The sequence below is a fragment of the Mangrovactinospora gilvigrisea genome, from assembly GCF_001879105.1.
Classification (GTDB): domain Bacteria; phylum Actinomycetota; class Actinomycetes; order Streptomycetales; family Streptomycetaceae; genus Mangrovactinospora; species Mangrovactinospora gilvigrisea.
In genome coordinates this window covers 1-21,045 of sequence record NZ_MLCF01000121.1, presented here as the reverse complement: position 1 = coordinate 21,045, position 21,045 = coordinate 1, and the positions used below count along the sequence as shown (strand labels likewise).

The window sequence follows — 21,045 nt, the reverse complement described above, 5'->3', positions numbered from 1 at the left end:
GCTCCGACGATGCGGCCCCGCCCGGCGCCCGCCCCGCAAGGCCCACGATCGGGTTGTGGGTAAGTGCGCGGGGTTGACGGCCTCGGTTTTCGAGGGGGGTTTTCCACAGGCCGGCGGTGCGGGATTTCCGTGCCGTCGGAGCCTCCTGGTTATCTGGGGGCATGGACGAGACCCCAGCAGCCACCGCCGACAGCCCCGAGGCCGCCCGCGTCCGGCAGCAGGCCGAGGAGACGCTCCGCCGCCTCGTCGGCTCCCCCGACGCCGCCCTCCGCGACGACCAGTGGGCGGCGATCCGCGCCCTGGTCGTCGAGGGCCGCCGCGCCCTGGTGGTGCAGCGCACCGGCTGGGGCAAGTCCGCGGTGTACTTCGTCGCCACCGCGCTGCTGCGCGCCTCCGGCGCCGGCCCGACGGTCATCGTCTCCCCGCTGCTCGCCCTGATGCGCAACCAGATCGGGGCCGCCGCCCGGGCCGGCATCACCGCCCGCACCATCAACTCCGCCAACCCCGAGGAGTGGGCGGCGATCCAGCAGGAGGTGGCGGCCGGCGCGGTCGACGTCCTGCTGGTCAGCCCCGAGCGGCTACGTCACTCCGGTGCTTCTCCGACTCCAGCAGCAGTTGGGGCTCGATGAGGCACTTGACCTCAATCTGGGGCAGGGGCTGAACGGGTACGGGTGTCCCAGGCTGGCCGCCTAGTTCATCCATCGCGGCAGCCCAGAAGCCGGACTCGCGCCATCGCGTCCAGTATGTCTGCAGGGTCGCGGGATGCCCGAACAACGCGGGCAGTCGGCTCCACGGCGTATCTGTGCGGACCTTGTACAGGATGCCGGTCATGATCGTGCGGGGGTTCACGCTGCGGGACTGGTAGGTGAGGAGGGGTGCAATTTTGGCCCAGGCGCCGTCCGTCAGGATGGGGACGTCGCGCTCTTGGCTGTTGAACCATGCGGCAAGGGCGCAGGGTTGACCAATTCGCCCTTTTGGCGGCTTTCCGATGATGGTGACGTCGGCGTCGATGAGGTCGATTAGCTCTTGTTGTCCGCGCGGCGGCATGTTGTGGAGTCGCCGGTTCGCCATTTCTGCTAGCTCGACGAGGTGGGCGAGGCGTTCTCCTGCTCCGTTTGACTCTTCGAGCCATGATTCGACTTCGGCTTTGTCTTTTTGGAGCTTTGCGAGTTCGGTGTGGAGTGGCGCGACTGTTTCGGCGAGTTTGGTTTCGAGTGCGTCGAGGTCTGTGTCGGCGTTCTCGGTCACGAGTTGTTTGGCGGTGACGCTGGTCGTGATGGCGATGGTTTTCTGCTGTAGTGCGATTTTCTTGTCTAGGTCGTTGATGCGTTTGGTGAAGTTTGCGGTGGAGCCAGTTCGTACGCCGAGCCAGTCTTCAGCCATGGATTTGAGTTCGTCGATGTTCTCGAGGAGTCCTCTGATTTTCTTCCAGGCTGCTTCTTCGATGGGCTCGGCTCGGAGTTCTGGGCATTCGCAGGTTGGTGCGCCGGCGTATGGTGCGTTGCGTCCTTGGCATTTGTACTGTTTTTCTCGGCGGCCTCGTCCGGCTCCGACGTATCGTTTTCCGCATGGGCTGATAATGCGGCCTGTGAGTGTGTAGGTGCGTGATGTTGGGGGTTTGCGTGGGGGTCGTTTTGCTGCGTCGAGGAGTTCTTGTACTTCTTCTTTGGTGAAGATGGAGTCGAGTTTGATTGTTACTGGATCGCCGTAGATGCAGTTGCCGTCGGGGTCGCGGTTTACGTAGCGTGAGCCGCGGAATGTCTGGCGTGCCTGGAGGACGGTTTTGTTCAGGATTTGCTGTCGGGCGGAGTGGTATCCCCAGAGGTCTCCGTTTCTTTTGCGGAGTCCTTCGGCGTTGGCGATTTCGGCGACTTTTTCCCAGTCTCGGTGTTGGACGTATAGGGTCCGGCCTCTTCTGAGAAATGCTGCTTCGTGTGTGGTGCAGGCTTCGGGGCAGGAGTCGCAGTCGTCGATGGCTAGGCGCGATTCTCCTTTGATGCCTTTGTTGATGACTTTGTAGCCGTAGGGGACTTTTCCGCCGATGTAGCCGCCGTCTTCGGCTTTTTCTTGGATGCCGCCTTGGGTGCGGTCGCGGATGGTTTCGCGTTCGTCTTCTGCGCGGTCTGCTGCTTTCCGCATTCTTGATCGGCCGTCGGATGTTGTGTTGTCGTAGTCGCCTTTGACGATGGCGACGAAGACGCCGAGGTCTTCGAGTTCCCAGACCCATGGCCAAAAGGCTCGTCCGGCTCGTCCGATGGCGCGTTCTTCTGCGACGACTACGACGTCGAAGGGGCGTGGGATCTGTCGGGCGTGGTTCATGAGGTCTGATAGGCGTGGCCGTTCGTGGGCTTCGAGGCTGCCGCTGAGGCCTTCGTCGGCGAAGGTGTCTACGTGTTGCCAGCCTTTGGATGTGATGTGTTTTTTGGTTCGTTTGCTGGTGTAGGTGATTCCGTAGCCTTTGACTTGCTCTTCGGTGCTGACGCGAAGGTAGTCGACGGCGCGTAGGGGTCCTGTGGCTGCTCGGCGCGTGGCGTCGGTTGCGTTTGCGTGGCTCCTTGGCACGGTGTTCCCTTCGGTCTGGCGTGTGGTCCTGACAGGCGTTCATGTGCGTGTAGGGCCACGGGTGTTGGCAGCACACTACGCTGAACGGCTGTCAGGATCTGCCCCGAAGAGGATGTCTAATATTCGGCTGTATGTGCCTGGCGGGAGGGTGCTCTTGATGTGGTGTTTTGGGGTGTCGTCGGTGTTGGGTTGGTTGCTTGTGTGGGCGTGTGTCTTGTCAGTGGCGGTGTCGGTGGTTGTTGTCCTTCTGTCGGTGGTGGCTCGGGCGTCGGTCATCTGGTGTGGGGACTCCCGGGGGGCGGTGGTGCAGGTGGTCGATGGCGGGTTTGGCTTGGGGTTGCTGTGTGAGGTGAGCGGTCGTCGCTAGTTCTGGGTCGGATTGCCGTGGGCGTCGCTTAGGTCTTGGTCCAGTCCGAGGAGACGGGCGGTGCCGGTTGGCCGGAGGTCGATCGCGGTCTCATCGGTGTAGTCGTCGGTGAGGTTGTCCAGGTGGTGGTGGCCGGTGTAGGCGGTTTCGGCGTCGCCGGGGGTGATGTAGGCGGTGGGGGTGGTGGTGAAGACCGACATCTGGACCTTCGCCTGGGTGATGACGAGGGTTCCGCCGTCCTGGGTGGCGAGCGTGTAGGTGCGGGTGTTGAGGCGGGGGTTGGGGGTGCTGGTGGTGGTGTCGCGGTAGGTGGCTTCGGCGTAGGGGGCGAGGTGCTTGGCGGTGTCCTGGGTGTCCCGGGTCACCCAGGTGCGGGCGGGGCTGGGGCCGTAGACGGCTTGGTGGCTGCCGTTGTAGAGGTCGGCGATGCCGGCTGCCAGCTGGCTGGTCGCGCTCGTGGCGGTCGGCGGGGCGAGGCGGGCGTAGCCGTGGTGGTCGGTGGCGATGGCGGGCAGGGGGGAGGCGAGGTCGACGGTTGTGGTGATCTTGTAGGTGGTGCCGTGGCCGCGGTCGAAGATCAGGAGGCGTTGGGTGGGCGTGCCCCAGGCGGGGCCGCTTCCGGTGACCTCGGCGGCGAACCAGGTGGCGGTGCCCTTGGCGGGGATGAGGAAGTGCGGGTGGGTGTAGTAGAAGGGCTTCTCGAACTGCTTGCGGTCCTTGGCGCTGTAGGTGCGGACCTGGCGGTCGACCTGTTCGTCGATGGCCAGCAGCGGGTCGGCCTCGATCTGCTGCAGCGGCTGGGCCAGGTCCTTGGCGTTCGCCGCGTTGTTCACGACCACGTACCGGGCCAGTGCCTGGCGTGCCTGGGCGAGGGTGACAACGCCGGCAGGGGGCGCCGGCTTCTCGGCGGACGGGTTGTGGTGTGCCACCCTCGTGGTGGTGCATCCGGACAGCAGCAGCACGGTGGCGGCCATCAGGAGGCCGGTGGTTCGGGTGTGTGAGCGCATGGGTGAAGGAACCTTTCTGCCGCGGGAGGGAGTGGGGTTCAGGCGGTCTCGTACAGGTCGGCGGCTTCCAGGGCGCGCAGGGCGCGGTGGGCGCGGTCGATCGCGTTCGGGTCGTCGGCGGCGAGGACGGCCATGCCCGGGGAGGTCATCAGGTCGCGGGTCCGGACGACGGGGGTGCCGGGGGTGAGGGTGCCGAGGGTGGCGATCAGCCCGGGGAGGGCGGCGAGTTCCTTCAGGCCGCGGTCGGTGAGGCGGGCGGGGCCGGGGGCGATCAGGTGGATCTTGGCGCAGTGCCGCGGCGGGCGGGTCGTTGCGGGCGGTGGGAGCAGGTGGCCGGTCAGGACGGCGACGTGGTCGCGGACCTGGTGGCTGCCGAGGGCGGTTGCGAGGTGGGGGTGGAGCCAGCCTTCGGCGCGGGCGCCGGTCTCGATGAGGATGAGGCGGCCGTCGCCGGTGTGGATGAACTCGCTGTGCGCGGCGCTGTCGGTGATCTCCAGGGCCGCAAGGACGCGGCGGGCCTGGACCGCCAGGGCGGCGTGCAGGACGTGGTCGGGGTGGAGGAGGTCGCGCCGGTCGTAGAGGGCAGCGCCGTCGCGGTGCAGGCGGGCGTCGCGCCAGATCTCGGTGATGTGGTGGTGGCCGGCGCGGCTGATGCTGTTGACGACGTACTGCATGCCGGTCAGGCGTTCCTGGAGGACCAGGTGGGTGTTGCGGTGGCCGAGGATGTTGACGCCGTGGTGGGTGCGGTGCCAGGCGGCGGCGAGTTGCTCGTGGGTGGCGCCGAGGGTGACGCCGTCGGAGCCGGCCGCGTCGTCCGGCTTGAGCACCCATCCGGTGCCGGCCGGCAGGCCGGCTGCGAAGGCGAGGGCCTCGTCCAAGTGGCGGGTGCGCAGGGTGGCGGGGGCGGGCAGCCCGGCCCGGGCGAGGGCCTGGGCCATGGCGGTCTTGCTGCGCCGCACATTGCTGGTTGCGGGCGGGTTGCCGGGCAGGTTGAGGTCGGCGGCGAGGCGTTCGGCCAGCACGGTCCCGATCTCGTTGCCGGCCACGACGGCTGCGGTGCCGAGGGCTTGGAGGCGGCGCCGGGTGGCGGTGAGGTTGCCGGTGTGGACGACGGTGGCGTGGTAGTCACTCGGGATCAGTGCGTCGCGGAAGACGGCCGGTAGGCGGTCGTCGGGGGTGGTGACGGCGGCCGGCTGCCATCCGCGGCGGCGGAACTCGTCGGCGTACAGGGCGCCGGAACCATACGGGGCGACGATGGCCGCCGTCGGAGGCAGACCCGTGCTTGGCGGCGCGGCAGCAGCATGGCCGCTGCCGCGCCGGGGGTCTCTGGCCAGGGCCAGTACGGAGCGCAGACTCACGAGCTCATCCCCTTCGGCATGCGGTGGTGGAGGGGCAGGCAGCACAGCGCCCCGAGCACGCCGAGCGCGGCGAGGGCCAGGCCGACGGCGGGTCTGCCGCCGAGGTGGAGGGCGAGGCTGGTGAGCGCGGGCGCCAGCAGGCCCGCCGAGGCCAGGGCCATTCCAAGCGCGCCCTGGTAGCGGCCCTGCAGGTGGGCGGGGGCGATGCGGGCCAGCACGTCGTAGGCGGCGACGGCCAGGATGATCTCCCCGGGGGTGGCCGCCACGACGGCGGTCAGGTAGCCGGGTGTGGTGTGGGCCAGGGCGCAGCCGCCCATCCCGGCGCCGAGGATCAGCGACCCGACGGCCAGGTCCGCCACCAGCGGCGTGCGCCGGGCACGTCGCGTCAGAACCACGGTGAGCGGCGGGGTCAGGGCCAGGACGGCAAGTGCGTTGGCGGCGTTGGCGAGGCCGTAGTCGGCGGCCGGGAGCCGGTCTTGGACCATGAGGATCGGCAGGGCGCTGGTCAGGGAGACCGCGCAGGTGAACGCGCACAGGCTGCCGGCGAGCAGCCAGTGCAGCCGATCGTCCCCCAGTAGCGAGGCGAGTCCGGGTCCTTCGTGCCGGTGGTGTCGCGTCCGGTGGGGTTCGACCGGGAGCAGGACGGCGGCCAGGACGGCGAAGGCGGCGCAGGAGGCGGCGTTGGCGACGAACAGCGGGCCGTATCCGTAGCGGTCGGCGATCAGTCCGCCGGTGGCGCCGGCCAGGGCGGCGCCGGCGTTCAGGCACCAGTGGCGCCAGCCGTTGACCCGGGTGCGCTGGGCGCTGTCGGCCAGCTGGTCGTTGATCAGGGCGCTGACGGCCGGGCGGCTGCCGTCCAGAACGGCGCCGAGCACGAACGCACCGGTCAGGAGCGCCGGCAGGGCGTGCAGCAGCGGGAGGGTGATCAGAACGACGGCGGAGGCGGCGTTGGCCAGGATGAGGGTGCGGCGGCGGCCGAGGGTATCGGTCAGGTGGCCGAAGGCCAGCTGGCCGGCGATCCATCCGGCGCCGTAGGCGCTCAGGACCGCGGAGACGGCTGCCGAGTTCAGGCCGCGGTGGGTGAGGGCGTAGGCGAGGAAGGCGTTGGCGAAGCCGAGGACGTGGGTCAGGACGGTGCCGGCCAGGGCCAGGCGGACCTGCGGCGGCCAGGATGTGAGGCGGAGGGGGCGGAGGGCTTGGGCGGTATGAGGCAACGTCAGTTGGCCCTCCGGTCTATCGGTTGTGGGGACTATCCGGTGCCCGGGTCTCAGGTCGCGGTGAACGGGGCGGGCCACAGGTAGAGGTCGTGGACGCTGCCGATCCGGATGGCGGTGATCGGGGCGCCGGCCGCGCTTTGGCCCGCGGGGACCGGGTTGGTGTTGACGCGGTAGAGGATGGGCCAGCCGACCTGGGCGGCGCGGGCCATGAGCGGGGTGGGGTGGCGGGTGTTGAGGTGTTCGCCGGTGGCGGCGGTGCCGAGCTTGCCGCGCAGCCGGTGCCAGGCCACCTCGACCAGTTCCGGCGGCAGGTCGCCGCGGCTGCTGGTCGCACGGCCGTCGGCGCTCATCTCCACCCAGGCGGCCGCGCATTCCCAGCGCAGTCCGGTGCCGGCCGGGGTGGCGTTGTCCGACAGGGCCGCGAGGATCGGATGCTCCGCCTCATGGGCCTTCAGCAGGGCATTGAGGTCGTCCCGGAGGCCGGACAGGTGCCGCGGCTGGTAGGCACCGCTGGGGGTGGCGCCCAGCAGGTAGTCGCGCAGGTCCCCGGGGCTGAGGGTGTGCTGGGGCACCCACAGCGCGAGGCTGGCCAGGCCGGGGACGAAGCGCGGGCGAAGGTAGGCCATGGATGAGGTTCCTCTCGCTGTCGTCAGGAAGATCCGGAGGCTCGGGGGAGCGCCGTGTGCGAAGCAGCGTCAGGAGCGCGAGCCGGCTGGCGGATGCGGCTGGTGCAGGGCGTCGCAGAACTCATCCACCAGCTCGGGGGTGACGTGCGGCATCGCGATGATGTGGGCGATGCCGTCCTCGACGGGGATGCTGTAGCGGGCGCGGACCTCGGGCGGCGGGGGATCCAGGACGACAGTGATCGATCCGGGGTGGCGCCAGGCGTGCAGCCCGAGCTCGGTCAGCCGCTGTTGGGCGTAGTCGGCGACCTCCAGGCAGCCCAAGACCTGCTTTTCCAGGCCGCCCAGCCCCAGGCGCGCGAGGGTCCGCCACAGCAGGATCGCGGCCAGGCCGGAGCGGGAGCAGGCCAGCGTGGCGTCTCGGTGATTCCCGACGTACTCCCCCTGTCCTGCGGGGCGAACGAGGTCCTTCCTGGCGAGGACGATCGCGCAGGGGATGGGACAGCCGAGGAACTTGTGCCCGGAGACGGTGACCGAGTCCGCGCCCCCGTCGAAGGCCCACGGCCGTCGCTCCGGCGGCGGGGCGAGGGCGGCGACCAGGCCGCCGAGCGCCCCGTCGGCATGCAGATGCACCGGGCCGGCCGGGGATGCGGCACGGCGGATCTCGGGCAGCGGGTCGATCGCGCCGGTCATCGTCGTGCCGATGGTGGCCAGCACCACCGCGCCCCGGCCGGGCCGGGCCCTGCACGCGCGTTCCAGCGCGATGGTGTCCATGCGGCCGTCCGGGAGGGCGGGGACCTGGACCGCCTCCATGCGCAGCAGGTCGATCTGCCGCGGCACCGCGTAATGGGCGGCGGAGGAGTAGTAGACGGGCGCGTCGGGGAGGCGGTCGCGGCCGAGTTTGAGGCCGTGGCCGATGCCGTAGCTGCTGGAGGGCGCCAGGTAGCCGTAGGTGTCGGCGGGGTGGGCGCCGGCCAGCCACGCCAGTATCTCCACGACCTCCTGCTCGAAGTCCTTCGAGCCCATGCCGTAGGGGTCGGGGGCCTGTGGGTCGCCGACGTTGTTCAGCAGGACGCCCAGCAGCGAGGCGGCCAGGTCCGCGGAGTGGTCGAGCCGGGTGTTGGCGGGAAAGCCCAGCAGCCGCTGCTGGGTGGCCCTCACCTCCTGGGCGAGGGTGAGGAGTTCGGCGTCGGCGAGGTCGCCGGCCATCGGCTGGGCGAGGCGGGGAATCGCCGGGCGCGTAGCGGGTGCGGGCAATGGGGCTCCATCTGCCGTGGGGTCAGGGACGGCGGTGGCGGGGCGGTTGGGCCGGGGGCGCAGGCGCGGTGGGCTCGGCGGGTACCTCAATCGCCGCGGCGGCGAGCGAGGAGGCCGCTTCCGCAACGGAGGCCGGGCCGATGCCCGGGGCGGGGGCGCAGCGGACGGTGCTGCGGAAGATCTCGGGGATCTGCGACTCGCGGCGGCGCACCGGCGCCGGATCGGTCATCGCTGAGGTGACCGCGCCCAGGAGGAGCGGGGGAAAGCCGTAAGTGAAGTGGGCGGACCACTGCCCGGGTTCGTCGAGGCTGTGGTGCGGCGGCCGGACGTGGAGCGTCCAGACCTCGCACCTGGAAAGGTCGACGCCGCGGACCGCCCGGCTCCTGTCGCCTTCCAGGACGGCGTGGCCGTCTGGGGAGGTGGCCCGAAAGCGGGGGTAGCGGCCGGGCTGGGTGTCGCTGTGCCAGCCGGCCGCCTCCAGGGGCTCGATCGCGGGTCGGGTGCGGATCGCCCGGTGCAGGTGGCGGTCGCGGCCGTCCGCGTAGTCCTCAAGCAGCGCTCGGGTGAGGCCGGCGACGACCTCCTCGGGCGTGTGGTCGGTGAACTGCGCGGTCCACTGCGGCCGGTCGAACGGATTGGACCAGGCGGTGACGTACCAGAGCGCCTCCGCCTCCCAGGCGGTGCGCTGAGGCAGATAGGCGATGCGGATCCGCTCGTCGGGGCTGGCGAAGTACAGGTTGTCAAGATGGTCGGTGTGGAAGGGCCATCCGGCATCAAGCAGGGGGAACAGAGCGGCGTCGGGGGCGCGGGTGGGTCCGGCGAGGTAGCGGGGGCTCACCAGGAGTTTGGGGTCGGGCTCGTGCGGGGTACCGGAGTCGGGCACGAAGGCGTGGGGCTCCTATCCAGGTCGGTGAGTCGACGTCATTTCCGAAAGGTGCCGGTGGCCGGCTGCCTTTCAGGTCAGGGGCGGGCCAGGGGGAGGGCGCCGGTGGTGAAGGCCTCGGTCTGCTGCCAGGTCAGTCGGCGCAGGTCGACCTGGGCGGTCACGGCGGCGGTCTCGATGGAGGCGCAGGCGGCCTCCAGCTGCCGGCGGGTGTCGGCGGTGACGGTCAGCAGGCCGGTCAGGGAGATGTCGGCGTGGCCGGCGATCAACTGCCGTTCGCGGGAGGTGATGTCGGCGTACTCGATGCCGTCCTCTTCGGAGTCGACCTGGCCGCGGCGGGTGCGCTCGTGTGCGTCGGCCACCACGGTGGCCTTGCGGCGGCGCACGTCCTTCAAGGCGGCGTCGATGCGGTGCGGGGTGTAGGTCAGGGAGAGGGTGCGGCGGATGCCGGCGGTGAACAGCAGCTGGTGCAGGAAGCCGGGGCTGACCTCGGTGCGGGGCCAGTTCTCGATCCAGTACACGGTGTGGAAAGCGCTGTCGGTGCGCAGATGGTCGGCCTCCTCCACCACCAGCACCGGCCCGGCTGCGGCAGGGTCGGCTTGGGCGGGGCCGTCGGGCGCCCAGTGCTCCAGGGCAGGCAGGGCGGCCGGGTCGTAGGCGGTGCGGATCACGGCCGCGAGTTGAGGGCCGGTCAGCCAGCCGGCAGGGGCCAGGCCGGCGGTGCGCGCGGACTGGTCGAAGGTGGAGGCGATCTGCGCGAGCAGGGTGAAGGCGCCGGTCATACCGCCGCCGGCCTGGCGGATCAGCCGGCGGGCCGCGGTCAGATCCAGGGCGAGCACCACATACGTCTCGTGGGCGGCCGCGGCCGGGCCCGCCGCCTCCACGAGCTCGGTGTAGATGCGGGAGGCTTCCTGGTTGGCGGGGTTGCCGCGGCCCCTCCAGTGCCGCTGCAGGGCGTCTCCGGAGGAGGGGACGGTGCGCTCCAGCACCTGGATGCGGGCCAGGTGGCCGGTCCGCGACAGGGCGGCCAGCACCCGCCCCCACCCGGCGACGTGAGCGTCCTGGACGGCCGGATCGAGCAGCGCGAAGGCGCGGGTGGTGACCCGGCACACGGCCGTCAGGGTGCGATGGTGCGGGTCGTGGACCGCGGACAGTCGTCGGTCGGGAGCGGTGACCAGGGTCAGGGAGGCGGCGGTGCCGGGCAGGTGCAGAAGCCCGGCCTTGCGCGGCCGGGTGCCGACCTGGGCGAGCCACGCCTGCTGGCCCGTGACGCGGCGCAGGGTGTAGCGGGCGGCGATCGGCGCCCACTCGGCCAGCGACCGGCCCTGGAAGCGGACCGCCACGAGGACGGCCGCAGCCATCCACAAGGGGATCAGCTTGACGGCACCGAGCAGACCGGAACCCATCAGGGCGAGGAGCAGCAGCAGGGCAGCAGAGCCGGCGACCACCAGCTGCGGAGCCGTCAGGCCCAACAGCACACCACGGCGCGAGCGATGCGGAAAACGAACGGCCACAGGACCGCGAACATCAGGGGAGATGGTCATTTACCGCCTCTCAAGAGGCTGGGTGATCTGGCGGGACTGCGCCTTCGCGGCCAGCACGCTCGGGGACGAACGGGCCAACGACTAGAGGATCCACCGCATCGCTGCTAGGCGGATCAGGCGGTCCACTCGAGTTAGCAGGCTCGGGCCATGTTGGTAGCGTGGTTCCGCCCTGGGTCTGCGGGGATAGAGGCGCCATATTCTTCGCCCCCTGCTTTCCATCCGACGGATAGGCGCCGGGGATGGGGCGGGTGGGGTTGGGGTCAGGTGCCCCCGACTGTCCGCCGGACTGGCTCTTCCCGCCCGTGCCCTGGCCGCCGGTGGCGGGGATGTTCAACTCGGGGTTCGTCGCCGGCCCCTGGGGGGCGGGACCGCTGCCGCGGCCCGCCAGCATCTGCGCCTTCGAGGCCGCCTGAGCCCCGGCCCGACCCGCCGTCGCGGCCCCGGAGGCGGCACCCAGGTGGAGACTGTGGCCGGCCCCGGATTCGTCCGCCCAGTGCAGGAACTTGTACACGGCGAACGGGGTCAGACACACCAGCATCATGATCATTACGCCGGAGAGCATGTCGCCCATCCCCTGGATCGGGTTCTTGGTGACCTGGCTCTTGCCGATCGCGGAGATGCCCAGCAGGAAGACGATGGTCATCACCAGTTTGGAGACCACCAGGGCGGCGATCGCCTCGGTCCAACGGCGGCGCCAGCGCTCCGCCCCCTCCCAGCCTCCGCCCGAGGCGACCAGCACGGCGAGGGTGGCCAGGATGTAGACACCGACCTTGCGCAAAAGCAGTACGGCCCAGAACATCAGGCCGCCGGCAGCCAGCAGCATCCCGAACAGCAGCGGCACGATCCCGTTGACGCCCTGCGGCGAGGGGATCTCATCGACCACCAGGACCCGTTTGATCGCCGCCTTCAGGCTGGTCCCGGCCGCCGCGAACAGCCCGTCCGACAACGCGTCGACCACGGTCAGGGCGATGGCAGTGACCAGGGTGGCGGCGAAGGCGAAGATGCAGCCCTTGATGGTGCCGGTCACCGCCACGGCCAGGGCGCGTTCGTCGCGTCTCCACGCGGCGGTGATCAGCTGCAGGCAGAAGGTGCCGACCAGCAGGGTCAGGCCGATGGGCAGCAGCAGTTCGTAGTTGTGGCGGAACCAGGCGGCGTTCAGGTCGATGCGGGTGGTGGCGTCGGTGGCGGTGGCGGCCAGGTCGGCGCATTTGACGGCGAGGTCGGCGACCATCTGGTTGACCAGGTCGATGGCCTGGCCGACGAAGCCGAGGCCGACGTCCTTGGTGGTGTCGCAGACCACGTTCCACAGGGGCAGGTTGCACACGCCCACGGCAGGCATCTCCTCCGTGTCGGTCGATAAAGGGGGGAAGGTCTTTCAGGGGGCGGTGACGGGGGCGATCCCGGCCAGCCGGCACGGGGTGCCCGGTCGGCACTGGACGGCCAGGGTGATCGCCTGACCCTGGGCGCCCGAGCCGCCGGTCCAGGCCAGGTGCTGAGTGCCGGTGGCGGTCACGGCGTAGGTGTAGGTGCGGGTGATGGCCTGCGGATCGGCGGCCATCGCCCGCCGGAACGCCGACGGAATGTGCGCCTCGGCCACCGCGGCCGTCGCACGCTGCTGCTCAGCGGCCAGCCGCAGCCACAGCGAGGCGCCGGGGACCACGTCGTCGAGGGAGGCGGGGTCGGCGACCGCGCGGTCGCCGGTCATCCACCGCTGCAGACCTGCCAGATGGGCCGCGCGGGACTCGGTGCGAGTGTCGTAGCTCCACAGCACCGCCGCGGCCGCCCGCGCGAAGGCCACCGGGTCGGTGGTGGACGGCGGGCCCGGGATTCGGGACGGGCCTGTGGGTGTGGCGCTCGGTGCCGTGGTGGACGTGCCACTCGGGACGGGTGCCGCAGCCGTGGTGTGCGGCGAGGCGGCGGAAGCCGGGTGGTGGTGGCCGGTGCTGCGGGCCAGCAGGACCGCGATGCTGGCGGCGACGCCCAGGATGACGAGGGTGCCGGCGGCGAGCAGCAGGAGGCGGCTGCGTCCAGGGGCTGGGAGATTCACTTGACGGGACATCACTTCACCTGCCCGCCGAGTGCGGAGAAGAACGTGATGAGCCCGTTGGCGGCGCCGATCAGCAGGGCGCAGCCGATGGCGACCATGACGCCCTTCTTGCCGTTGGCCTCGGCCTGGTGCCCGGCGGAGTGGTGGCCCCAGGCCCAGACCAGGGCGGAGACGACCAGCGCGCCGACGACCGCGATGATGCCGTAGAGGTTGAGTGAGGCCATGACCTTTCTCAGGACCGCGAGGCCGGGCAGGCCCCCACCGGCCGGCGCGACGCCGGGGTTGTAGGCGAGTAGGCGCAGATGGGTGAGCAGCATGCAGCTCCCGCAGATCGATGAAGGGCCCGGTCGGGCCGGTTGGGTCAGCTGGTGACGATGCGTCGGGCGGCGAGGATCTGGCCACGCCACTGGCTCAGGGGCACGATCCGCACCACGGCGCCGGTGTGCGGGGCCTCGATCAGATAGCCGGAACCTAGGTAGATCCCGACGTGGTTCGGGGCGGCGGCGCTGCCCTCGGTGAACAGCAGATCCCCCGCCTCCAGCGCGTCCTGCGGGGCGGGCCGGCCGGCGTGGACCTGGGCGTAGGTGGTGCGCGGCAGGCCGATCCCGGCCGCGGCGTAGGACTGCTGGACCAGCGAGGAGCAGTCGCAGCGCTTCATCGGATCCCCGCTCTTGGGTGCGGTGCAGGTGCCGCCCCACTGGTACGGGGTGCCCAGCCGGGCCATCGCCGCCTGAAGTGCGGCACGCACTGCGGCCGGCGCGCCGACGGGGATCTGGTAGCCGGCCGGCACGGTGCCCGGCGGCGGGGCGGCGGCGTTCGTGCTGGTGCAGGAGGCATCGGTGACGGGCTCGGCTGTTCCGGGCGTGGGCGTCGGGTTGCTGGTGGTGCCGTTGAGGTGGGTGGCCAGCGCCGATTGGAGGGCGGTGGCCAGGGGCTCCCACTGGGCGTAGGCGCCGGGCGTGGCGGACTGCTGCACCTTCTGCGCGGCCTGATCCACGGTCAGCTGCTGCCAGCCGGCCACGTGGAGCAAGTGGGTGTAGAAGGCGGTGGCGGCGTTGACGGGGTCGGTGATCTGCGCGGCGCTCCCCCAGCCCTGCGACGGGCGCTGCTGGAACAGGCCCAACGAGTCGCGGTCGCCGTAGGAGAGGTTGCGGAGCCCCGATTCCTGCAGGGCGGTGGCCAGGGCGATGACCTGGCCGCGGGCGGGCACGTCCATGGCGATCCCGGCCGCGACGACGATCTTCGCGTTGGGGATCTGCCCGCCGGGATCCGACAGGCCATCCACCTCCGGGGTCTTCGCGCCGGCCCCTTTGTCGAGGATCTGCTGGACGGCCTGGGCGACCGCGGCGCTGTCCACGGAGGCCCCGCCGGCACAGGTGGCCGAGGCGGCGTCGCCGCCGGCCAGCAGCATCGGCAGCAGCACGATCAGGGGCAGCACCAGCAGGGCGGCGAGGCCCAGGACGAGGGCGCGCTTCATCCGCCGCCCGAACCCGGACGGGATCGAGGGGCCTTGGGATAGGGGCGGGTTCTGCGGTCGGGTCGTGCACGGGAGAAGGAATGCGGCATGCGGCCTCCGGGATCGGGGCGTGCCAATGGGGGGACCACGACGAGAGCAAGCGCGGGCACCGGCGGCCCGCGCACCGTTCATCGCCCGGGAGTTGCGGGCGGGACGAGGTTTTCGAGGTACTTCCAGATTAGGCCGGTGGGGACGACCGGCCTTCAGCGAAGTCGGGTCGGTCGGCGCGAGGAGAATTGAGGTGTGGGAAGGGAGTTGCGCACCGTGTGCAGCTCGTCGCCCGTGCACGCTTGGTTCTCAGGAGGCGCTTGGATCGATGCCCTACACCCTGCACCGCGGCGACGCGCTCGCCGTGCTCACCACCCTCGCCGACGCGTCGATCGACGCGGTGATCACTGATCCGCCCTACAACTCCGGTGGCACCACCTCGGCCGAGCGCACCGGCCGCACCGCCCGTGCCAAGTACACCTCCGCCAAGGACGAGAACCTCAAGGACTTCCCCGGGGAAGCCCGCGACCAGCACTCCTACACCCGGTGGCTGACGCTGATCCTGACCGAGTGCTACCGCGCCACCCGTGCCGGCGGGGTCGCGGCCGTCTTTTGCGACTGGCGGCAGCTGGCGCCGACCACCGATGCGCTGCAGGGCGGCGGCTACCTGTGGCGCGGGGTGATCGTGTGGCACAAGCCGGTCTCCCGGCCGCAGAAGGGCCGGTTCAAGCAGGAGTGCGAGTTCGTGCCCTGGGGATCGAAGGGCCCGATGGACGTGGCCAGCAATCCGGTGTTCCTGCCCGGGATCTACTCCGCCTCCCAGCCGCGCAAGGACCGGGTCCACATCACGCAGAAGCCGCTGGAGGTGATGCGGCAGCTGGTCAAGATCTGCCGGCCGGGCGGCACGGTGTGCGATCCGTTCACCGGCTCGGGCACCACCGGGGTCGCCGCCCTCGCGGAGGGCTACGCCTTCGTCGGCGCGGAGGTGAGCGGGCACTACTTCGCTGTGGCCCAGCAGCGGCTGGCCGCACAGGAGCAGCTCACCCGCGCCGACTTCGACCTCGCCTGATCGCCCAACAACATGCCGAAGGAGATGGAGTCATGAACTTATACGGAGACCGTCCGGCACCGCAGCCGTCGGACCTCCCGATCGCACCGGCCACCCCCGATCAGGCGCGGAAGCGGGCTGCGCGGATCCGCTCGGGGATGCGGGTGGTCGCCGAGTGGCAGCAAGAGGTGATCACTGCATTCCGCGCGCGGGACTGGGCGGCGCTGGGCTATGAGCGCTGGGAGAGCTACCTGGACGGGGAGTTCGGCTCCCACCGCGTCCAGCTGCCCCGGGGCCAGCGCCAGCGGATCGTCGAGGCGATGGCCGAGGCCGGGATGTCCACCCGCGCCATCGGCGCCGCCGTCGGGGCTCATCACAGCACGATCGAAAGAGACGTGCACATGTCAGGTGGCGGAAATGCGCCACGTGCGATAACGGGCATAGACGGCAAACCGTACGAGGCGTACGGCGGAAAGCCGGAGTTCGGGAGTCCGGTGTCGGACGAGCAGTTGAAGGCGGAGGCGCTCGCGATGCTGATGCCGCCCGGCACTGAACGGTCGGAGACCGACACCGTCGGCGCCGAGTTCGGGATCGAGGTGCGGCTGGCCGATATCCCGGGCGTGCCGGAGCCGAAGCCGCACCCACCGCGCCGGCGGCCGCTGCCGGACGAGATCGAGGAGGCAGTGCGCGAGGAGCTGCGCGTCGCCCAGCGCAAGGACCGCATCGCCGGCGATAAGCGCCTGGCAACCCACTGCGCCGCAGTACACCACCAGCTGCCCGAACTGCTGGCCGGCCTGGGATCGAGCACCAAGTTCCTGGCGGCCGCCGACCTTCCGCACGCCGACACCCCGCCGGAGTCGCGCCGCTGGTGGGCCGAGACCCTCCGGGCCCTGGCCGAAGACCTCGGCCAGGTCGCCGACGCGATCGACAAGGAGCTGGACCAGTGACGGTTGACGTCCCCGAGCCCGACCCGTTCGACCCCTTCTTCGACCCGTTCGCCGACACTGCGGCCGGCGATCCGGCCAGCAGTCCGGCTCCGCGGGTGCGGACGCTGATCGTCGGCCCGCGGCAGGCCACCAACTGGCTGGCGGCGCACAATGCCGTTCAGCGGCCGCTGCGCGAGAAGGTGGTGGCCGCCTACGCCCGCGACATGGCCGCCGGCCATTGGCGGCTGAACGGTGACACCATCAAGCTGTGCGTCCACGGCGATGTCCTGGACGGCCGCCACCGCCTGGCCGCCGTCGCCCGCGCGCAGGCCAGCGTGCCGGTGATGCTGGTGGAAAACCTTCCCGACTCCGCGCAGGAGTCGGTGGATTGCGGTTCCCGCCGCTCCGCCGGGGATGTGCTGGCCCTGCATGGCGAGCAGCGCCCTCACCTGCTGGCGGCGGCGTTGCGGCTGCTGTGGCGGTGGGAGGTCGGCGACCTTCGTCTGACCGGCCACGCCCCCACCACCGCCGAGGTCCTCCAGCTGCTGGCCGCCCGCCCGACCATGCGCGACAGCATCGAGGCCGCCCACCAAACCCATGCCGCCTTCCCGTATCCGCAAGCATCCGTCCTGGCCCTCGCCCACCACCTGTTCGCGTTCCGGGACGCCGACGCGGCGACGGTGTTCCTCGAGCAGCTCGCGTCCGGCACCGGTCTGCCCGACGGGCATCCGGTGCTGGCGCTGCGCCGCGCCCTGGTGCGGGCGGCCTCGACCGGGAACGGCAGCCAGTCGCGGACCTGGAAGCTGGCGGTGCTGATCCGGGCCTGGAACGCAGGCCGCGCCGGGCAGCCGCTGCACCGCCTGTCCTACCTGGCCGGATCGCAGATGCCGCTCCCCCGCTGACGGCCGCTCCGTCCACGTCCTCGTTGCTCTCCCCGTTGTCCTCTCCGTCCGCCGGAACGAGGTCCGCCCTGCCATGACCACCGCTCTCGACCCCGATGCCGTCGACACTGAGCTGTCCGCCCGCGCGATCTTCGCGCTGGCCGGGCAGCAGGTCGCCGAAGCCGCCACCCGCACCGGTCTGACGGCTCGCACCGATCTCGATGCCCTCCACCAGATCCTGATCACCTGCCACACCCTGACCGCAGCCTCCCCGCGCCCGCCCGGGAACGCGTGCGCCGATCACCTGGCCGCGGCCCGGGTGCGGCTCTTCCAGGCGGCCGAGGAGGTCCACCGCGCCTTCCACGCCGCCGAGCGCCCACCGGCCGACCGACCCGGATGCGGGGGTTCGCACCCGGAGGGCCGACCCGCGCTGCAGATCTGCAGCCGCCAGGTCAAGGCGTGCGCCACGATGCGCACCACCGCGACCCCCGCAGTGCTGCGCGCCTCGTTCACCGGCCGCATCCGGCACAGCGTCGAGGGCCGTTGATGCGCATCCGCGCAGCGGCAACGCCGCTGTTCACCCCCCGGACGGTGAAACGCGCCCAAGCCCGGGAGCGGCGAAAAGCGCTGGCCCAGACCCGACGTCAGGCGCGTTCGGCCGCCGAGGAGGCGCGCCGCGCGCAGCACCCGGTCCCGGGGGATGACGACGCGCTGCTCGGAACAGGTCCGGTGTATCCGTCCGGAGGCCGACCGGGTCCCGCCGCCGCCCGCGGCGGCAAGGTGAAGCTTCCCGCGCACCGGGTGACCACCGCGGTCGCGGCAGGTGCGTATCCGTTCCTGGCCGAGGGAGGCCTCGGCGCGCAGGGCCTGCTGATCGGCCAGGACGTCCACGCCGAGGCCGCCTTCTGCTTCGACCCCTTCGAGCTCTACGGACGGCTGGCCGGCTTCACCAACCCCAACCTCCTGCTCGCCGGGGTCATCGGGATGGGCAAGTCCGCGCTCGCCAAATCGATCGCGCTGCGCGCGACCTGCTTCGGCTACCGCGTCTACGTCCCCTGCGACCCCAAGGGCGAATGGAGCAACGTCACCCTGCAGCTCGGCGGATCCGTCATCGCCCTCGGCCCCGGCCTCCCCGGCCGCTTGAACCCCCTCGACGCCCCGCCCCGACCGCCCGGAGTCAGCGCGGCAGCCTGGGCCGGAGAGGTCCGCAAACGCCGCCTCCTGCTGCTCTCCTCCCTCACCCGCACCGTCCTGGGCCGGCCGCTGACTCCCATGGAGCACACCGCACTGGATGTCGCCCTGGATGCGGCCGTCAACTGGGCCGCCGGGCAGAACACCGTCCCCCTGCTCCCCCACGTCGCCCGGATCCTGAACCACCCCGACGTGCTCACCAAGATCTCCGGGGAGGTCGCCGGCAGATTGGGCGACGCGGTCTTCGACGTCGCCCACGCCCTGCGCCGCCTGGTCTCCGGAGACCTGGCCGGAATGTTCGACGCCCCCTCCACCACCGCCTTCGACCCGCGCGTGCCGGTGCTGTCCATCGACCTGTCCCGGCTGAACGGCACCGGCGACGACACCGCCCTGGTGCTCGCCATGACCTGCGCCTCGGCCTGGATGGAGGCCGCCCTGTCCGACCCGGGCGGCGGAAGGCGGTTCGTCATCTACGACGAGGCCTGGCGGGTCATGCGCCACCAGGGCCTGCTGGAGCGCATGCAGGCCCAATGGAAGCTCTCCCGCGGCCTGGGCATCGCCAACCTGCTGGTCATCCACCGCCTCTCGGACCTGCTGTCGGCCGGCGACGCCGGATCCCGAAGCCGCGCCCTGGCCGAGGGGCTGCTGTCGGACTGCTCCACCCGCATCATCTACCGCCAAGAACACGACCAACTCGCCGCCACCGGCGCTCTGCTGGGGCTGACCGGCGTGGAGATGCGCGCGGTGGCCGACCTGCCCCGCGGCCGCGGCCTGTGGAAGATCGCCGACCGCTCCTTCGTGGCCCACCACCAGCTGCACCCGGCCGAGCTGGCCATGTTCGACACCGACGCCCGCCTCGCAGAGAACTGACGCACCATCAGGTCTGCTCCACTTCGATGCGCGCGCTACTCCCCATCTCAATCTCTTGGGAGACCTCTTTGCCCGATTCCCCCTCCGATTCACCCCAGGAGCTGCTGCGGCAGCTGAGCGAGGCACTCTCGCAGGTCCTGGACGGGATTGCCGCGGCCACCGCGGCGGCCGCCGACGACCCGGACGACACGCGCGCCCATCTGGCTCCCCGCCTGGCCGCGGCCGCGGACCGCATCGACCGGATCTGGCGGCTCGCCCTGCAGGCAGTGGCCGCGCAGGGCGTGGACACCGACGACATTCCCACGCCACACGCCGGCACCGAATCGCCGGCCGCCGGGCCAGACGCGCAAGGCGAGGCGGTCCGCCGCCTGGCCGACCTCCACGCCTCGGCCGAGGCGCCGCTGAACCGCGCCCAGCACCTGCTGGCCGCCCTGCGCCGGCCTTCCGCCCTTACCACCGAGGGCGTGCTGCAGCTGACGGCCGTGCGCACCGCGGTGCTGACCGCGGCGAGCGCTCTGAACCCGCCCGGGCCTGACGGCCCGTCGGCCGCTGCACAGCAGCCCGGCCCGCAGGGCGGTTCCGGCCGCGCGCGGCGACGCTGACCCCGCCCGAGGTCCTGCTCGCCTCGCGCTCCGCATCATCCCCCTCCGCTTCTCGGAAGGTGCCTCCGTGCCTGATTCTCGTGCCGCCGCATCGGCTTTTGAACCCGACATCGTCCTCCACCGGCTGCCCAACAACATCATGATCGCCCAGCCACTCACCGACCACCCCAGGCTGGAGGCGATCCTGGTCGAGGCCGGCTTCACCCCCGAGCAGCAGTGCCCGTCGCTGTTCACCGCCGGAGGGCTGGATATGGAGGACGCCAACCGTCTGGCCCGAAAGCTGGCGGCGGCCGGATTCGTCCCGGACCGCCTGGACTCACCCCCCTTCAACCCCGGCGAGGCCGAGATCGCCCGACAGGGATCGTTCAACGAGCTCGCCGCAGAACTGCACCAGCTCGCCGCCGGCCCTGACGCCCCCCTGCTGGAGACGCTGACGGAGCTGACGGCGGTGGCCACGTGGGCCGGGCAGCAGACCGATCACGGCATGCGTGCGCACGCGGACCCCCTGATGGCCATCGCCCAAGCCGTCAGCACGTCCTGGGAGGAGGCCTTCTCGGCCGCCGCCTGTCTCACCACGTCCCACCGCACATCCGCGGTGGTCGTGGCCGTCGCGATGCGCGATCCCGGCCTTGGCTCCGCCGGCGCAGCCGCGCGCCTCCAAGCACTTTGCCTCGGCCCCGGTGCACCGATGTCCAGCCTGCACGGGCGGCTGAACCGGATGGCCGTGATCGCGCGGGCCGGGCTGGGGGCGGACGGCAAGGGCCTGGCCGCATCGTTCACCCACAGCGCGGACAAGGTCATCGCTGCCGCACACACGACCCGACAGACCTCCGAATGGATCGCACACCACACCGAAGACGCTGCGACCCGGAGCCGCTCCCGTGTGCCGCAGGACCCCGGCGTCGGGCTGACCGATCCGTCCGCTCCTCCGCGCATCGACGACGGCGGGCCGCCACACGGCCGCCACCGCTGACCGCGATCCCCTCCCGCAGTACCCACAGCCCCTGTGCGGCTCGTTGCTCTCCTCTTCGTTCGTCCTTTCATCGGAAAGGATCTGCCATCCCCGAATCAGGCGACTGGGATGCGGCGCTGCTGCGCCTGCCCAACAACCGACTGCTCGCCCTCACCAACTGAATCGCCCCGGGTTTGATGGAGACA

At 71.1% G+C, this 21,045-nt stretch carries 19 protein-coding genes and 1 pseudogene; 8 read left to right on the top strand and 12 right to left on the bottom strand.

What is annotated here, in order from left to right:
- Positions 1 to 55: 55 nt before the first annotated feature.
- Positions 56 to 587, top strand: a pseudogene (locus BIV57_RS19145) (DEAD/DEAH box helicase); the annotation flags it as partial.
- Here the strand turns inward: BIV57_RS19145 and BIV57_RS19140 are convergent.
- The 12 genes from BIV57_RS19140 to BIV57_RS19080 all read right to left on the bottom strand — a co-directional run bounded on the left by BIV57_RS19140 (position 565) and on the right by BIV57_RS19080 (position 14,342).
- Positions 565 to 2,562 carry a recombinase family protein gene (locus BIV57_RS19140; protein ID WP_071658081.1) on the bottom strand — a complete coding sequence of 666 codons (1,998 nt, stop codon included), beginning with the start codon at positions 2,560 to 2,562 and terminating at the stop codon, positions 565 to 567. The pseudogene BIV57_RS19145 and the gene BIV57_RS19140 sit on opposite strands and share 23 nt — an antisense overlap.
- A 363-nt stretch (positions 2,563 to 2,925) precedes the next feature.
- Complete coding sequence (locus tag BIV57_RS19130; RefSeq protein ID WP_071658079.1) at positions 2,926 to 3,936, bottom strand: DUF8094 domain-containing protein; 1,011 nt, start codon at positions 3,934 to 3,936, stop codon at positions 2,926 to 2,928.
- Positions 3,937 to 3,974: 38 nt separating this feature from the next.
- A complete protein-coding gene (locus BIV57_RS26500; RefSeq protein ID WP_071658078.1) occupies positions 3,975 to 5,294 on the bottom strand; it encodes an ATP-grasp domain-containing protein in 1,320 nt (439 codons plus the stop codon).
- Positions 5,291 to 6,508 (bottom strand): MFS transporter, encoded by a 1,218-nt coding sequence (locus BIV57_RS19120; RefSeq protein ID WP_175548802.1) that lies wholly within the window; start codon positions 6,506 to 6,508, stop codon positions 5,291 to 5,293. The genes BIV57_RS26500 and BIV57_RS19120 overlap by 4 nt, the downstream gene beginning before the upstream one ends.
- A 53-nt stretch (positions 6,509 to 6,561) precedes the next feature.
- Positions 6,562 to 7,137, bottom strand: coding sequence for a hypothetical protein (locus tag BIV57_RS25385; RefSeq protein ID WP_071658077.1), 576 nt, complete (start codon positions 7,135 to 7,137; stop codon positions 6,562 to 6,564).
- A 69-nt stretch (positions 7,138 to 7,206) separates the two neighbouring features.
- Positions 7,207 to 8,391 carry a pyridoxal-dependent decarboxylase gene (locus BIV57_RS19110; RefSeq protein WP_139275724.1) on the bottom strand — a complete coding sequence of 395 codons (1,185 nt, stop codon included), beginning with the start codon at positions 8,389 to 8,391 and terminating at the stop codon, positions 7,207 to 7,209.
- A gap of 22 nt (positions 8,392 to 8,413) precedes the next feature.
- Positions 8,414 to 9,274, bottom strand: a complete 861-nt coding sequence (locus BIV57_RS19105; protein WP_071658075.1) for an SPDY domain-containing protein — start codon at positions 9,272 to 9,274, stop codon at positions 8,414 to 8,416.
- Between the two features lie 77 nt (positions 9,275 to 9,351).
- Complete coding sequence (locus BIV57_RS19100; RefSeq protein WP_071658074.1) at positions 9,352 to 10,818, bottom strand: SCO6880 family protein; 1,467 nt, start codon at positions 10,816 to 10,818, stop codon at positions 9,352 to 9,354.
- Between the two features lie 10 nt (positions 10,819 to 10,828).
- Positions 10,829 to 12,157: an SCO6881 family protein gene (locus BIV57_RS19095; RefSeq protein ID WP_139275723.1), complete on the bottom strand. Its 1,329-nt coding sequence runs from the start codon at positions 12,155 to 12,157 to the stop codon at positions 10,829 to 10,831.
- A 36-nt stretch (positions 12,158 to 12,193) separates the two neighbouring features.
- Positions 12,194 to 12,865 (bottom strand): hypothetical protein, encoded by a 672-nt coding sequence (locus tag BIV57_RS19090; RefSeq protein WP_245797806.1) that lies wholly within the window; start codon positions 12,863 to 12,865, stop codon positions 12,194 to 12,196.
- A gap of 11 nt (positions 12,866 to 12,876) precedes the next feature.
- Positions 12,877 to 13,182 (bottom strand): DUF6112 family protein, encoded by a 306-nt coding sequence (locus tag BIV57_RS19085; RefSeq protein WP_071658072.1) that lies wholly within the window; start codon positions 13,180 to 13,182, stop codon positions 12,877 to 12,879.
- A 44-nt stretch (positions 13,183 to 13,226) separates the two neighbouring features.
- Positions 13,227 to 14,342, bottom strand: a complete 1,116-nt coding sequence (locus BIV57_RS19080) for a C40 family peptidase (RefSeq protein ID WP_071658071.1) — start codon at positions 14,340 to 14,342, stop codon at positions 13,227 to 13,229.
- Between the two features lie 355 nt (positions 14,343 to 14,697).
- Between BIV57_RS19080 and BIV57_RS19075 the strand changes: the two genes are divergently transcribed.
- The 7 genes from BIV57_RS19075 to BIV57_RS19045 all read left to right on the top strand — a co-directional run bounded on the left by BIV57_RS19075 (position 14,698) and on the right by BIV57_RS19045 (position 20,860).
- Positions 14,698 to 15,438 carry a DNA-methyltransferase gene (locus BIV57_RS19075; protein WP_071658070.1) on the top strand — a complete coding sequence of 247 codons (741 nt, stop codon included), beginning with the start codon at positions 14,698 to 14,700 and terminating at the stop codon, positions 15,436 to 15,438.
- A 32-nt stretch (positions 15,439 to 15,470) separates the two neighbouring features.
- Entirely contained in the window at positions 15,471 to 16,364 is an 894-nt protein-coding gene (locus BIV57_RS19070; RefSeq protein ID WP_139275722.1) for a helix-turn-helix domain-containing protein, read from the top strand.
- On the top strand, positions 16,361 to 17,245 hold the full coding sequence (locus BIV57_RS19065) for a hypothetical protein (protein WP_071658068.1): 885 nt from the start codon (positions 16,361 to 16,363) through the stop codon (positions 17,243 to 17,245). The genes BIV57_RS19070 and BIV57_RS19065 overlap by 4 nt, the downstream gene beginning before the upstream one ends.
- A 73-nt stretch (positions 17,246 to 17,318) precedes the next feature.
- The gene (locus tag BIV57_RS19060; RefSeq protein ID WP_071658067.1) at positions 17,319 to 17,771 is read left to right on the top strand and encodes a DUF6238 family protein; all 453 of its coding nucleotides are present in this window, start codon (positions 17,319 to 17,321) and stop codon (positions 17,769 to 17,771) included.
- A complete protein-coding gene (locus BIV57_RS19055) occupies positions 17,771 to 19,285 on the top strand; it encodes an ATP-binding protein (protein WP_071658066.1) in 1,515 nt (504 codons plus the stop codon). The genes BIV57_RS19060 and BIV57_RS19055 overlap by 1 nt, the downstream gene beginning before the upstream one ends.
- A 68-nt stretch (positions 19,286 to 19,353) precedes the next feature.
- Positions 19,354 to 19,887 (top strand): hypothetical protein, encoded by a 534-nt coding sequence (locus BIV57_RS19050; RefSeq protein WP_071658065.1) that lies wholly within the window; start codon positions 19,354 to 19,356, stop codon positions 19,885 to 19,887.
- A gap of 67 nt (positions 19,888 to 19,954) precedes the next feature.
- Positions 19,955 to 20,860 carry a hypothetical protein gene (locus tag BIV57_RS19045; RefSeq protein ID WP_139275720.1) on the top strand — a complete coding sequence of 302 codons (906 nt, stop codon included), beginning with the start codon at positions 19,955 to 19,957 and terminating at the stop codon, positions 20,858 to 20,860.
- Positions 20,861 to 21,045: the final 185 nt, after the last annotated feature.

Excerpts from the sequence above, each read along its gene's own strand:
- BIV57_RS19080 (WP_071658071.1), bottom strand. The coding sequence starts at position 14,342 with ATGAAGCGCGCCCTCGTCCTGGGCCTCGCCGCCCTGCTGGTGCTGCCC.
- BIV57_RS19075 (WP_071658070.1), top strand. The coding sequence starts at position 14,698 with ATGCCCTACACCCTGCACCGCGGCGACGCGCTCGCCGTGCTCACCACC.
- BIV57_RS19055 (WP_071658066.1), top strand. The coding sequence starts at position 17,771 with ATGCGCATCCGCGCAGCGGCAACGCCGCTGTTCACCCCCCGGACGGTG.
- BIV57_RS19070 (WP_139275722.1), top strand. The coding sequence starts at position 15,471 with ATGAACTTATACGGAGACCGTCCGGCACCGCAGCCGTCGGACCTCCCG.
- BIV57_RS19100 (WP_071658074.1), bottom strand. The coding sequence starts at position 10,818 with ATGACCATCTCCCCTGATGTTCGCGGTCCTGTGGCCGTTCGTTTTCCG.
- BIV57_RS25385 (WP_071658077.1), bottom strand. The coding sequence starts at position 7,137 with ATGGCCTACCTTCGCCCGCGCTTCGTCCCCGGCCTGGCCAGCCTCGCG.
- BIV57_RS19085 (WP_071658072.1), bottom strand. The coding sequence starts at position 13,182 with ATGCTGCTCACCCATCTGCGCCTACTCGCCTACAACCCCGGCGTCGCG.
- BIV57_RS19060 (WP_071658067.1), top strand. The coding sequence starts at position 17,319 with ATGACCACCGCTCTCGACCCCGATGCCGTCGACACTGAGCTGTCCGCC.
- BIV57_RS19095 (WP_139275723.1), bottom strand. The coding sequence starts at position 12,157 with ATGCCTGCCGTGGGCGTGTGCAACCTGCCCCTGTGGAACGTGGTCTGC.
- BIV57_RS19130 (WP_071658079.1), bottom strand. The coding sequence starts at position 3,936 with ATGCGCTCACACACCCGAACCACCGGCCTCCTGATGGCCGCCACCGTG.